The 12,557-nt window shown below is 54.4% G+C and carries 12 protein-coding genes; 6 read left to right on the top strand and 6 right to left on the bottom strand.

Annotated features, from left to right (window positions below; translation table 11 throughout):
- Positions 1-213 precede the first annotated feature (213 nt).
- The 3 genes from VQ830_RS11145 to VQ830_RS11155 all read left to right on the top strand — a co-directional run bounded on the left by VQ830_RS11145 (position 214) and on the right by VQ830_RS11155 (position 2,187).
- Entirely contained in the window at positions 214-882 is a 669-nt protein-coding gene (locus VQ830_RS11145; RefSeq protein ID WP_337268183.1) for a YiiX/YebB-like N1pC/P60 family cysteine hydrolase, read from the top strand.
- Positions 883-1,149: 267 nt separating this feature from the next.
- Positions 1,150-1,572, top strand: a complete 423-nt coding sequence (locus tag VQ830_RS11150; RefSeq protein ID WP_337268184.1) for a hypothetical protein — start codon at positions 1,150-1,152, stop codon at positions 1,570-1,572.
- A 306-nt stretch (positions 1,573-1,878) separates the two neighbouring features.
- Positions 1,879-2,187, top strand: a complete 309-nt coding sequence (locus VQ830_RS11155) for a hypothetical protein (protein ID WP_337268185.1) — start codon at positions 1,879-1,881, stop codon at positions 2,185-2,187.
- 196 nt (positions 2,188-2,383) lie between these two features.
- Here VQ830_RS11155 and VQ830_RS11160 read toward each other — a convergent pair whose 3' ends face one another.
- A complete protein-coding gene (locus VQ830_RS11160) occupies positions 2,384-3,250 on the bottom strand; it encodes an urea carboxylase-associated family protein (protein ID WP_337268186.1) in 867 nt (288 codons plus the stop codon).
- An 87-nt stretch (positions 3,251-3,337) separates the two neighbouring features.
- Positions 3,338-4,909, bottom strand: coding sequence for a diguanylate cyclase domain-containing protein (locus VQ830_RS11165; RefSeq protein WP_337268187.1), 1,572 nt, complete (start codon positions 4,907-4,909; stop codon positions 3,338-3,340).
- A gap of 184 nt (positions 4,910-5,093) precedes the next feature.
- Here VQ830_RS11165 and VQ830_RS11170 point away from each other — a divergent pair, with 184 nt between their 5' ends.
- Positions 5,094-5,663 (top strand): hypothetical protein, encoded by a 570-nt coding sequence (locus VQ830_RS11170; RefSeq protein WP_337268188.1) that lies wholly within the window; start codon positions 5,094-5,096, stop codon positions 5,661-5,663.
- A gap of 198 nt (positions 5,664-5,861) precedes the next feature.
- Here VQ830_RS11170 and VQ830_RS11175 read toward each other — a convergent pair whose 3' ends face one another.
- From VQ830_RS11175 to VQ830_RS11190, 4 genes are all read right to left on the bottom strand, one after another.
- On the bottom strand, positions 5,862-6,386 hold the full coding sequence (locus tag VQ830_RS11175) for a hypothetical protein (RefSeq protein ID WP_337268189.1): 525 nt from the start codon (positions 6,384-6,386) through the stop codon (positions 5,862-5,864).
- Positions 6,387-6,713: 327 nt separating this feature from the next.
- Positions 6,714-6,860, bottom strand: a complete 147-nt coding sequence (locus VQ830_RS11180) for a hypothetical protein (RefSeq protein WP_337268190.1) — start codon at positions 6,858-6,860, stop codon at positions 6,714-6,716.
- A 159-nt stretch (positions 6,861-7,019) separates the two neighbouring features.
- A complete protein-coding gene (locus VQ830_RS11185; RefSeq protein ID WP_337268191.1) occupies positions 7,020-7,187 on the bottom strand; it encodes a hypothetical protein in 168 nt (55 codons plus the stop codon).
- A gap of 115 nt (positions 7,188-7,302) precedes the next feature.
- Positions 7,303-7,527, bottom strand: coding sequence for a hypothetical protein (locus VQ830_RS11190; protein ID WP_337268192.1), 225 nt, complete (start codon positions 7,525-7,527; stop codon positions 7,303-7,305).
- A 392-nt stretch (positions 7,528-7,919) separates the two neighbouring features.
- Between VQ830_RS11190 and VQ830_RS11195 the strand changes: the two genes are divergently transcribed.
- Positions 7,920-9,002: a DUF475 domain-containing protein gene (locus VQ830_RS11195; protein ID WP_337268193.1), complete on the top strand. Its 1,083-nt coding sequence runs from the start codon at positions 7,920-7,922 to the stop codon at positions 9,000-9,002.
- A gap of 227 nt (positions 9,003-9,229) precedes the next feature.
- Positions 9,230-12,553, top strand: coding sequence for a transglutaminase family protein (locus tag VQ830_RS11200; RefSeq protein WP_337268194.1), 3,324 nt, complete (start codon positions 9,230-9,232; stop codon positions 12,551-12,553).
- Positions 12,554-12,557: the final 4 nt, after the last annotated feature.

Raw genomic sequence — 12,557 nt, forward strand, 5'->3', positions numbered from 1 at the left:
GGACATACAACAATGAGAGGCCCAACATGGCCATCGGCGGCATTACGCCCGCGATGAAATTAAAAACAGCCGCCTGAGGTCCAGTTGCGAAACCCACTAAAAATGGGATGATTACCACCCCAAGTCCACCGCCTTCTATCCGTCGTCTTTCAAAGCGAAAGATGCCGCGCCGATGCGATTTGCAAAAGCGCTCAAATCATTTGGAAGGACAAGATGAAGAAGGTAATGGCAATCGTAGCTCTTATCGCTTGCCTTTTGGCCGGCACTTTCTTTGCTCTTGCCGACAGCGCATACCCTCCACTTCACGATGGAGATCTGATTTTTCAAACATCGACCAGCAGCCAATCCAGCGCAATCATTTTCGCGAGCGGCTCAGCTTTTTCGCATATGGGTATCATTAAGAATAACAACGGCGAGTTATCCGTGATCGAGGCGGCGGCAACGGTTCGGGAAACGCCTTTGAAAGATTGGATCAAGCGTGGCTTACTGAAGCGCACTGCCATTTATAGGGATCCCCGCCTGACGCCGGATAAAGCTCGCGAGCTACTTTCTTTTGCGCGGAAACTCTACGGCAAACCCTACGATATCTTTTTCTCATTCAACAACGACGCCATTTACTGCAGCGAACTACCCTATCTCGCATACCAAACTATTGGCCTTCCTATTGGGACTGTGCAGAAAGTGGGAGATTTGAACGTTAACAACGTGGTTGTCCGTAAGCTATTTCAGTCGCGATGGGAGCGCGATATTGAATGTAAAGAGCGAGGATTCGACTTCCAACAGTGCTATGACTATGTCCTCAATCAGAAACTGATAACGCCCGCGAGCATAGCCGGCGATTCCAATCTCAAAATGATCTACTCAAACTATCCGTTGTGGTAGCCGCACCAAATTTAGCCCTACCTGGTTCAGGACCATGATCGCTAAACTACAGTAATTTTTCTTAAAGATTGAAAATCTGGCCGAGTTTCGCTGTAAGAATTGCAAGCCTAAGGCGATCTTTCCAAAATTAAACACCTTTAGTTAGAATAGATTGTCTGAACTTAACTATTATTCTTGATAAGCACTTCATCTTATTGAAAGATATTTAAGGTTACTATATCGCTACCAGAAGACTTTGCGGCGCCTGCAATTCGAGAGGATCGGCGAATGAAATTGAAACTTATTGCTTTGGCGGTTGCAGTTGCGTTTTCAACGCCTGCCTTCGCGGCGATCACAGCGACGAACAGCAACACAACCTTTAACAGCACAACAGAGATTCTGTCAGCGCTTACCAAGTGGAAAGATGCTTGGTCGAGCGTATTCAGCAAAGAAAATTTGTCGACCACCTACTTCGAGGTGAACGCTTTAAATTCGGACTCATTTAAGTATCTCGTCGCTACTTATTCTGTGCCATCAGCACCAAAGCTTTCTCAGTCTTTCAGCTCGTTTGGTGCTAAAACCGTAACCACCTTCAATATGCCGACGGCAGTTCCAGGTCCTGAAGCTGGCGCAGGCATCGGCGCATTGGCAATGGGTGGTCTCGCTCTTTACGTAAAGCGGCGCCGTCAGGGAGCTGCGATAGCAGCCTGATCACTTGGTTTAGTTAAACGACCAAAAGGCGCCCACGGCGCCTTTTGGTATTTGTTGGCATACTCAATCTTGCCGACAATCCCGATGACGCGTCGCATTCGTTGTGGAGAAGCCCAGCAGGTTACAAACTGTACAACGGCGTATCCTCTTATAGCGTCCGCTTGGCTGGGACACTGAGGATCGTGTAACTTTCCGAAGTCTATAATTTAAATAAATCAGAAAGCGGCTGACAATCTTATATTCAGCCTCACTAAAGCTCGATGCTTTCCAATCGATGCGGTTTCATTGCTTCGGGAAAACTGCTTCATGAGTGCGGCCAATCAATTTGTGTCACAGCTGATCCGCGCCGCCAATGGCGTCAACAGTGTCGATGCCACAGAACAGCAACGCTTGCTCAATGGCTCTGTAGTCACCATCAGAGACATGCAAGAGCAGGCAAGGAGCGCCAACGGCACGGCGATCCGCAAAACGATTACAGATCTGCAGGATCTGATCGTTGCCGCCCATCTTGGGCGAGCGACGGGCGAGCAACTGCATGCGGGTCTTCTGGCCGCCGCGTGCCTGATACGCGAACTTCACATCTCTATTGATCGTCAGTACCCCGGTAGGCATTGACAAGCAAAACGATCGCGACGATCGGCTAGCTTACTCGGCTTCACGTCCGTTTGCGGCTCTACGAGGTCGCAAAGCTATCGAGGCGGCTTTCGGATATAGCCAGGTCAAAAGGCTCTCCTAAGGGTTTACACACTTCTGAGATGCGAGGCTGCGGCATGACAGGCCGAGAATGCCTGGCATCCTACAATACTTGTATCTAACGGTGCGTCCTTGGATAGGCATTGACCGCCGGCGAAGTCCAATTCGATAGCGCATCGGCATCTGGGCGTAGGATTTCGACCTTTAACGGATAACAAGCGGCTTCGTCACTGGAATGGCCCGCACTGCAATCTCCGCCTGGACATGCGGACAATGCACCGAGGAGATCGATTTCAGCAAAAAGCTCCAGGTAATCACCGGGCCGAACGGGACTTGCCTTCATGAAGTACTGGTGTGTGTCTCTGGTAAACCCGGTACACATGAAGACATTCAGGACGTCGTGGACATGCGGCTCCGCCTCGTGAAGCGGAATGTTTGCAGCGCCGGCCAAGGCACGCGTCAAATTCGAGTGGCAACAATGATGATAATCGTCACCTTTTAAAAGGCGGTTCGTGTATGGATCGCAGCGCGTTCCGATCACATCATGGACGCTGCCGCCGTCTTCATCCCAGCCGTACCAGCCAAGCGTGTCATATGTGATGGTGGCCATCGGTCTTAAATATGGTAGGCAGCTCCAGAGACGGTCGCCGACCCCAACATGCGTTCCATGCAGAGCGCGCGTCTTGCCGCTGAAAAATCTCTCGGAAAGATCGTTGGCATGCCAGAGGTTGAGGTCGCCGACCTGCGAACCTTCCATACTGATAATGCGAAAAAAATGCCCGGCCGGAACGCGGAACGCACCGGCTTCGCGAGGGTCCACGATAACTTCGTCGATCACGTCAAGGTTTACCCGAGCGGCAGCGAGCATTCCCATATCCGGCGGCGCCAAACTGTCTACGGGATAGACGACGACCGCCGGCTTTGCGCGCCGTTCGGCGGCGTCCTCGGGAGCGGCGACATCGCCTGATAGTCTCATTGTTTCCATTCCTTGTCGCGATGATTTTCTGGTCGCGACGTTATGCTGATTCTGGCAGAGCCTGACAAGAAAGATGAAAACGAGCTTGCTCTTTCGTCAGCCTGCCCGTTCGGACGCTAAGAAGCCTTCGCCGGTGCACCAGCCGCCGCGTCCCTTTGCCTTGGCGCGGTACAGGGCGCGGTCAGCCGCTTGTATCAGCGCATCGCCATCGCGCTCCTCGCCGGAGCGTGTTGCAAAGCCGATGCTGACGCCAATGCCGATGGGAATCCCACGGATGACGAATGGCTCTTTGAACATCTCCACACATTGAGTCGCGAAGATCGCGCAATCCTGCGGCCGTTCGCGTGAAAGGACGGCGAATTCGTCACCGCCAAGACGCGCCACCAGCATACCGCTCATGACGCGTGTGAGGCGCTGCCCAACCAGTCTCAAAACCTGATCGCCGGCGGCGTGACCGAAAGTATCGTTGACCGGTTTGAACCCATCGAGATCGAGGCAAAAGACGGTAATGGGCTGCTCGGAACCATCCATGAAGGCCTCTTCAAGCGCCTTATAGAAGCGGGCCCTGTTCGGAAGGCCGGTCAGGACGTCATGATGGGCAAGGTGTTTTGCCTCTGCCTCAGCCGCCACCCTATCGGTCACATCCGCGATGGTCAGAAGAAACCGAGGATCTGGCCCCTCCTGGAGGAGCCGCACATAGATCAGAACATGGCGCTCGGCTCCGTCGGCGCAGTGCACGCGCCAAACGGTTCTGGCTTCAGCATTTCCGGCAAGACTAGCCATCGCCTGGCGAAATTTCTCGCGTTGATGTCCTGCATGCAGATCGCACACCCGCTTTTCGAGAAGATCGCCGACCTCATAGCCGAAGAAGCGCACCGCCGCTTCATTCGCTTGGAGGATTTGAAGGTCCGTGTTGTTACAAAGCAGGATCGGCATGGGATTGGCTTCGAACAACTGGCGCAGCCAGTCCTCTCTCTGCTTCAGTTCCGTAATGTCGATCCTCATGCCAATCGAACCACCGTCGGGCATCCGCCGGTCGTTATGCCTCAGCCAGCGGCCATCCTGCAATTTCTGCTCGTCCAAGCAGACGGACCGATGGAACTTCTCCATCCGTTCCTTCAGCCAAACTTCCTTGTCTTCGACAACCTCCGGATAAGCATCCGTAGAAATGCTGATATTGAGGATTTCCTCGAACGTGATGCCGGGCCGAAGATGCTCGGCTATCTCGGGATAAAGATCGGAATATTTTTCATTCCACAGAACATACCGATCCTGATCGTCGAATACGCAAACGGCCTCGGGCATGATCTCGATGATATGGCGCAGACGAAGACTTGCCTCCCGGGCAATGCGACCAGCTTCGCGCTCGTCGGCAGAGGCCTGAAGAAAGATCGCAGTGAGGTCTTGGTCGGTGGATGGGAACGGAGCCGTTTGAAGTTGGAAAAGCTGGCGATGACCGTTTCGATCAGGAATCTCGATATCAGTTCCAGAATCCAGTTTGTCCCAATGTGGCAAAAAATATGCGCACAGGCTGCCTTGGAGGCGACCAAGGCCTAAGAACAGATCCTCCGCACCTTTTGACGCGCCAAGGATAATGCCATTGCCATCCACGATCAGGGCCGGCATAGGGCAGATGGCTAAAAAACCTGCGACATCCGATCCAATCATTCGCCTTCCGATCGGGATTCATTCAACATCGATAGTGCAGCAATTTCCATTCTAAATTACTAACACATAGGTTGTCTTTGCAAGAAATTCAGCTTTTGGCCCCGCCCCGCGAGCACGACATATTTTCCTCCAAAAGAAGGTGGAAAACGACAACTCTTTGAACGGCAACAACCAAGGACCAATGATGCGCGACACAGAAATTCCAGCGATGAAAACAATCGTCAAAGCCGCGATTTTCACTGTCCTGACCTTTGGAACCGCAGCGCAGAGCATAGCTGCAGAGAAGAATTTTCCCGGCGCGCCGGGCGTTCTCACGCTCGCGGGAAAATGTTCGAAATTGCTCGTTGCGAAGTTGGATGCGACGAAGCAATGTCAAAATCAACTTGCGAGTGTAACCCTTCCAAATGGACGGGTGACTTTCATTTTCAACGCCGGCGGCAAGCTGCTTGGCTTTGAGGGCGACGGAACCTCAATCAAGGCGGATGCTGCCGGCAAAGCGAGCCTTCCCTTGAGCCTTGTGACGACAGGTGTCGCAGGTCGGATGAGCGGCCAGGTTAAGGTCACAGGCACCTGCACCTTCGGGAATCCTTACAGCGGAAAACCAGTTGCTGTGCAATGCTCGGCAAAAAGCACAGATTCAAGTTTTGCGGCGAATTTCGACACAAACGGCAAAGCGCCGGTTCAGCCGAAGCCACCCAAAGCCTCGACTGAGAAGAAGCCGGCCGACAGCAAAGAGACGCCCAAGAAGCAATAAGCCTGAGGTTCACGCACAGAAGCGATGCTGGCCATGTGGCTACCCTAGCTGCAGAAGAGTCTATTGGTTTGGAAGATGTGGCGCCATGGAAGATCTGTTGCGAGCTAGGGGGCGAATTTTCGCCCGTGCTAGGGCGCCGCGTCAATGAGCCAACGCATCGCTGCCCCTAGATCTGCCATACCCAGAGCGGCGATGGTGTCAAGCGCACCAGGAGCCGCTCCCGGGGCGGCGGGCGAGGCCTTCTGAAACAAGGGCTTCACCAAGCGACCGCCCTGACCGTGACACAAGTCTGCCCGATGTTTCCTGCGAAATATTAAACCTGCCGGCGTTTAGAAGCTGCAGCAATCTTGCTTTTGCAGCGAATCCCGCTTTACGCTCGGCGTCGCAGCGCGCTGCATCGATCCGAGGCGAGGCAATGTCTGACATGACGATCTTTTCGCCCTTGTACCAAAAAGTTGCGCCATCGGCGACACAGTTAATATGCTCTCCCTGTCCGCAATAGCCGAACGAGGCATTTCCTTCCGACGAGCGGCCCGTGGGTGAGCCTTCCGGTTCACTCGGCCGCGAAACGGCGCTGCTTGGAATGATTGGTCTGACAGCTGCGACGGGAATCGCTTCAGGTGGCTTGGGCAGGGTTGGACTGGTTTCACGCAAGGGAGTTGTAGCTTGCCGCGATGCCACTGTATTGCTTCGACCCTCTTTTTCAGATGAACCCTGTTTCATGACCCCTTCTGCTTGATGCGCAAGCTCCTTCAAGGGATTGGAATGAGAGCTCCCAGCATGGTCGTAATACCAAATACCGCCGGCCGCAACGGCACCAGCCGCGAGCCAAGGCAGTAGGCTCCCGTTGCCTTTCTTCGCTGATCGCGATGTTGATTTGCGGCGCGATGCGCTTCTCGATCTTTTCGCCATCATCATATTCCTTTCGCCGGGATTATCGTCGGACAATCCTTTCTGAAAGGTTGGCAAGATCGGATTTAATCTCTTTTTGAAACAGGTCCGTATATGAGGGGACAGCCGGAGGCCCTTCGTTCAGGCGCTTTTGCTCTTCTAGGCGTTTGCCGCGACAACAACTGTTAGAAGAACGCCAGCCATGGCGGACAGTCCTGCCATAATGACTATGACATCGCGCATGATGGACTTCTCAATCGTCCTTTTTTCGTCGTCATGCAGGTTCATCGTGAAAGCCTTTCTCATGTCGATATGATACGGCAAACGAGTTCAGTCTCGATCTGCTTTACCAACGCAAAGGCTATCGATCCTGTTCCGCCGTCCTTCTTGGCTCGACTTCTGATTCCACACATAAGAAAGGCCGGGCGAACCCGGCCTGCCTAGCTGTCCAGGAGCAACGAGGGCTCACTGTTTATCGATGGTCTCCGACTGGCTTCGAGAGATATGAGGGATTTCCCAAATCGGCATGTCGGTCTTGCGCTTGGATGTCCGCCCTTCTCCCGACTGGCGAATAGCCAACCACTCGTTTTCGTGCTTCTGATAGATGTCTTGTGGCACAGAAATGATCTTCATGATCTCCCTCGGCTTACCTGATTTTTCCAGGCCGATAACGCGCCTGGTAAAAGCCGGTTCCTATCCGGCACATAATTTTGTGAATCTCTCGACTGCTTAAAATGAAGACAGATCTTCAGCTGTCGATCTTCCGTGGATTGGTCTGGAGTCCACCTTTGGAAAGATCCGCGCCGGATACATGCGCTGGTACGTGGATGTCATCTACTGGGGTCGGCGCAAGCGGCAAATCGACGTGATGAGGCGGCATCACTTGAAGGGTTCTGATGCGGTTTGCGCTCGCGCGCTTAACTCGTTCAGCTGCCTCAATTCTTTTTGACGGAATTTCGCGATGACTGTGCATATCTGTTGCTCCTCTGCCATGGCTGAAGCGCCATCATATCGAACGACATGTCGTCATGAATGTTCCTGGACAGCAATGAATTAACCATAAGTCACCATCTTCAATCAACTGATTGGTCACGACTGCATGCTCTCACAATCTTGAATTTACAGCAGGAGTGGCTAACTTAGCGTGTTGACGGCTGACTTGCTGAACAGCCGCGATTTGCCTTTGGTGCCGGGCCCCTCTGGCGAGAGTTTTCGGCGCTCTCGTGATGTCGGTGCCGCCTGCAGTTGAGCCGGCGGATGATGGTTTATGACAATCTCGATTTCCAACGGAAGGCGTTCTTCGCTTTCTTCCGTTTCTAGCAAGTTGCGTGCACTTATCATTTCCAGCGTCTGCGAGGTGCTGAGATGAACGCGCCACGAAAGTCGTCGCTCGGTTATTTTCGCTGGGCCTTTATCGTCACTGCTCTTGGCCTCATCGGCGGGGGATTTCTCGGTTGGCAAACCACAGGCACGCTTGGCGGCATGGCAAGCGTCTTCTTCATTTGTGCGGTGCTCGCCGTTCTGGAAATTTCACTGTCGTTCGATAATGCGATCGTCAACGCCAACAAGCTCAAGGAAATGACGCCCATTTGGCAGCGCCGATTTCTCACCTGGGGGATTATCATCGCCGTCTTCGGCATGAGGATCGTTTTTCCGCTCGCCATTGTGGCGATTGCCGCGAAGATGGGACCATGGGAAGCGCTCGTGCTGGCAGCAAAAGAGCCTGCGCGCTACGCACAGATCATGAATGACGCTCATCTTCCCATTGCCGCTTTTGGCGGAACATTTTTGATGATGGTGGGACTAAGCTACTTTTTTAATCACAAGAAAGATGTTCACTGGATCCCAGGGATCGAACGGATCATGGCGCGCTCCGGCACGATCAAGGGTATCGAGGTGGCGATTGTCCTTTCAATTGCTCTCATCTTCTCTTGGTTTCTGGAAGGAGAGAACGCGCCGCTCTTCGTCTATTCAGCCATATACGGACTTTTGACCTTTCTTGCCGTCGAAGTCATTGGCGGGCTCCTCGATGCTTCTCAGCAAACCATGAGTGCCGCTGCCAAGGGCGGATTGGGTGCTTTCATCTATTTGGAAGTTCTTGACGCAAGCTTTTCCTTTGACGGGGTCATTGGCGCTTTTGCCCTCACGCAAAATCTCTTCGTCATCGCCATTGGTCTTGGCATCGGCGCGATGTATGTTCGCTCAATGACCATCATGCTCGTCGAGAAGGGAACGCTGACGGAGTACCGCTATCTTGAACATGGGGCGTTTTACGCGATCCTGATTCTCTCGGTCATCATGTACATTCAGACCCTTGTGCATATTCCCGAAGTCATCACCGGTCTGGGGGGCGCCGCATTGATTGGCATCGCTCTCTGGTCGTCGATCCTTCACAATAGGAAGCACGCGGCTGTCGAGGAACAAGGACATCGGGCCCGTATGTCCTGATTCCCTCGCAAAAACCGCTTTCGCCTGACATGGATCCGGCGCAAAGAGTGCGCCGGGCTTTTCGCCGCCCCATCGATTGTCGACCGTCAAAGGCACATGCTTGTGCTCAATCGGGACCTCGGCCCGTCGGCTTGCTGCTTTCTACCTTGCATTCGTTCGCTGCATTGCACACAGTGGGCTCGGGAACAAAAAGGAAGGCCGCAAAGAACGGGCCGTACCGAGGCAGAATGTCGATCAAAGCCAGCATCTATCATCTGACCCACTATATCTACGATAAGCCGGTCCGGTTGGGACCTCAGATTATCCGGCTCAAACCGGCCGCTCATTCAAAGACAAAAGTCATCAGCCATTCGCTGAAGGTCACACCGTCCAACCACTTCGTCAATTTACAGCAGGATCCGTACGGCAACTATCTTGCCCGCTATGTTTTTCCCGATCCCGTCACAGAGCTTCGGATAGAAGTTGATCTTGTGGCGGACATGTCGGTCTACAACCCCTTCGACTTTTTCGTAGAAGACGACGCGACCAAATGGCCCTTCGAATATGACGAGGCGCTACGGGCTGACCTGTCCATCTACAAAGAACCGGAAGAAACAGGCCCAATGCTGGCTGCGTTTCTCGAAACGTTGGATCATACGCCGGGACAAAACACCGTTGACATGGTTGTCGGCATCAACGCGCGTCTGCAACGCGAAATTGGCTATGTCATCCGCATGGAGCCCGGCGTTCAGACCCCAGAACAAACATTGGAGTCAAAGCGCGGATCATGCCGCGATACGAGTTGGCTCCTTGTTCAAATCCTGCGCCATCTTGGCCTCGCCGCTCGGTTTGTATCAGGTTACCTCATCCAGCTGACGCCAGACCTGAAGGCCTTGGACGGCCCATCAGGTACCGAGGTCGATTTCACCGACTTGCATGCCTGGGCGGAAGTCTATCTTCCTGGCGCGGGCTGGGTCGGGCTGGATCCGACATCGGGGCTGCTGACAGGAGAAAGCCACATACCGCTGGCGGCAACGCCGCATTATCGGAATGCCGCTCCGATTTCCGGCGGCTATTTCGGAGAAGCGGAGGTCGGTTTCGACTTTGCCATGAAAGTGACACGCGTTGCAGAACATCCGCGCATCACAAAGCCATTTTCCGATGAAAGTTGGGAATCACTGAACAGCCTTGGCGAGAAGGTAGACGCCATTCTCAAATCCGAAGACGTAAGGCTCACCATGGGAGGCGAGCCAACCTTCGTGTCGATCGACGATTTCCAATCGGCCGAATGGAATACCGAAGCCGTCGGCCCAACCAAGCGCGAAAAGGCTGACGCACTGATCCGGCGGCTGCGAAGCCGGTTCGCACCGAACGGCTTTCTGCATTACGGTCAGGGAAAATGGTACCCTGGCGAAACCCTTCCGCGCTGGACCTTCTCCTTGTATTGGCGAAAGGATGGTCTTCCTATCTGGTCGAATGGCGACCTCGTCGCCGTCGAAGGCAAGGATTATAATGTCGGCGAAGAGCAGGCGGGGAGCCTGCTGAAGACGATCGCCACGGAACTTGAACTTTCTCCGGACTATGTCAGCCCTGCCTTTGAAGATCCTGCAGAATGGCTGGTGCGCGAAGCCAATCTGCCTGAAAATGTCGATCCTTCGAACTCGAAACTGAAGGATCCTGAAGAGCGCAACCGCATGGCACGCGTCTTTGAGCGGGGCCTGACACGACCATCAGGCTATGTTCTTCCGGTTCAGGCGTGGAATTCGCGTGCTACCGGCCGACGTTGGAGCAGCGAGAAATGGACGACGCGGCGGGGTCATCTCTTTCTGGTGCCGGGCGACAGTCCCGTCGGTTACCGTCTGCCGCTATCTTCGCTTCCGTGGATCGCACCCTCTCAATATCCTTATATCAACCCCGTCGATCCGACTGTTCCGCGCAGCGAGCTGCCTGATTATGAGCAGGATAAGGGCAGAGAGCTGAAAGCCGCTCATTTTGAGGCGTCCCCTTCGCAGCCTACCTCACTTCCTCAGGCGGCCGATGAGATCATCGGCTATGTGCGCACCGCCGTCAGTGTTGAGGCACGGGACGGTAAGCTGTGCGTCTTCATGCCACCGATGGAAAGTATAGAGGATTATCTCGACCTTCTCGCCTCGACCGAACGAGCGGCGGCGCAGCTAGGATTGCCCGTCCATATCGAAGGCTACGCTCCTCCGCATGACGAACGTCTCAACGTAATTCGTGTCGCGCCTGATCCCGGTGTTATCGAGGTCAATGTGCATCCGTCGGCCAGCTGGCAGGACTGCGTTGAGATCACAACTGGCATCTATGAAGAGGCGCGCCTGTCTCGTCTTGGTGCCGACAAGTTCATGATCGACGGGCGGCACACGGGCACAGGTGGCGGCAATCACGTCGTCGTGGGCGGTGCGAGCCCCAATGACAGTCCTTTCCTGCGTCGTCCAGATGTGTTGAAGAGCCTTATCCTTCATTGGCAGCGCCATCCATCGCTGTCCTACCTCTTTTCCGGATTGTTTATCGGACCGACCAGCCAGGCGCCGCGCATTGATGAGGCGCGCCATGATAGCCTTTACGAGCTTGAAATCGCTATGGCGCAGGTTCCAATGCCGGGTCGCGGAGCGCCACCCCTGCCCTGGCTCGTTGACAGGCTGTTTCGCAATCTTCTGGTCGATGTCACCGGCAATACGCATCGCTCGGAGATCTGCATCGATAAGCTTTTTTCTCCGGACGGACCCACCGGCCGTCTTGGACTTGTCGAATTCCGCGGCTTTGAAATGCCGCCGAACGCCCGCATGTCGCTCGCCCAGCAGCTTCTGGTGCGGGCACTGATTGCACGATTTTGGACAAAGCCGATCGATGGCAGCCTCGTGCGTTGGGGAACAACCCTGCATGATCGCTTCATGCTGCCGCATTATGTCTGGGCCGATTTTCTCGACATTCTCGAGGACCTCAAAAGTCACGGCTTTGAGTTCAGCGCAGACTGGTTCAAGGCGCAGCTTGAATTCCGCTTTCCGTTTTGCGGCGAAGTGGAATACGAGGGATCGAAGCTCGAGCTGCGCCAGGCGCTCGAACCCTGGCATGTCATGGGGGAACAGGGTGCGATCGGCGGTACGGTGCGCTACGTCGACAGCTCTGTCGAGCGCCTTCAGGTTCTTCTGGAAAGCATCAATCCGCAGCGCCATCGCGTCACCTGCAACGGGCGCATCGTGCCGCTTGCGCCAACCGGTGTGTCAGGTGTTTCGGTTGCTGGTGTGCGCTTCAAGGCATGGCAGCCGGCGTCGGGACTTCATCCCGTCATGCCTGTCCACACGCCGCTTACGTTCGACATTTATGATACATGGTCGAAGCGTTCGGTTGGCGGTTGCGTCTACCATGTTGCCCATCCAGGTGGGCGCAACTATGAAACGTTCCCAGTCAATGGAAATGAAGCCGAAGCGCGCCGTCTGGCCCGCTTTGAACCATGGGGGCATACGGCAGGTGGTTTCATCCCACGCGATGAAGCTCCCTCGCCCGAGTTTCCTTTAACGCTCGATCTTCGTCGACCGGCAGGACTTTGAGAAA

Source organism: Oryzifoliimicrobium ureilyticum (assembly GCF_037199735.1).
Taxonomy (GTDB): domain Bacteria; phylum Pseudomonadota; class Alphaproteobacteria; order Rhizobiales; family Rhizobiaceae; genus Rhizobium; species Rhizobium ureilyticus.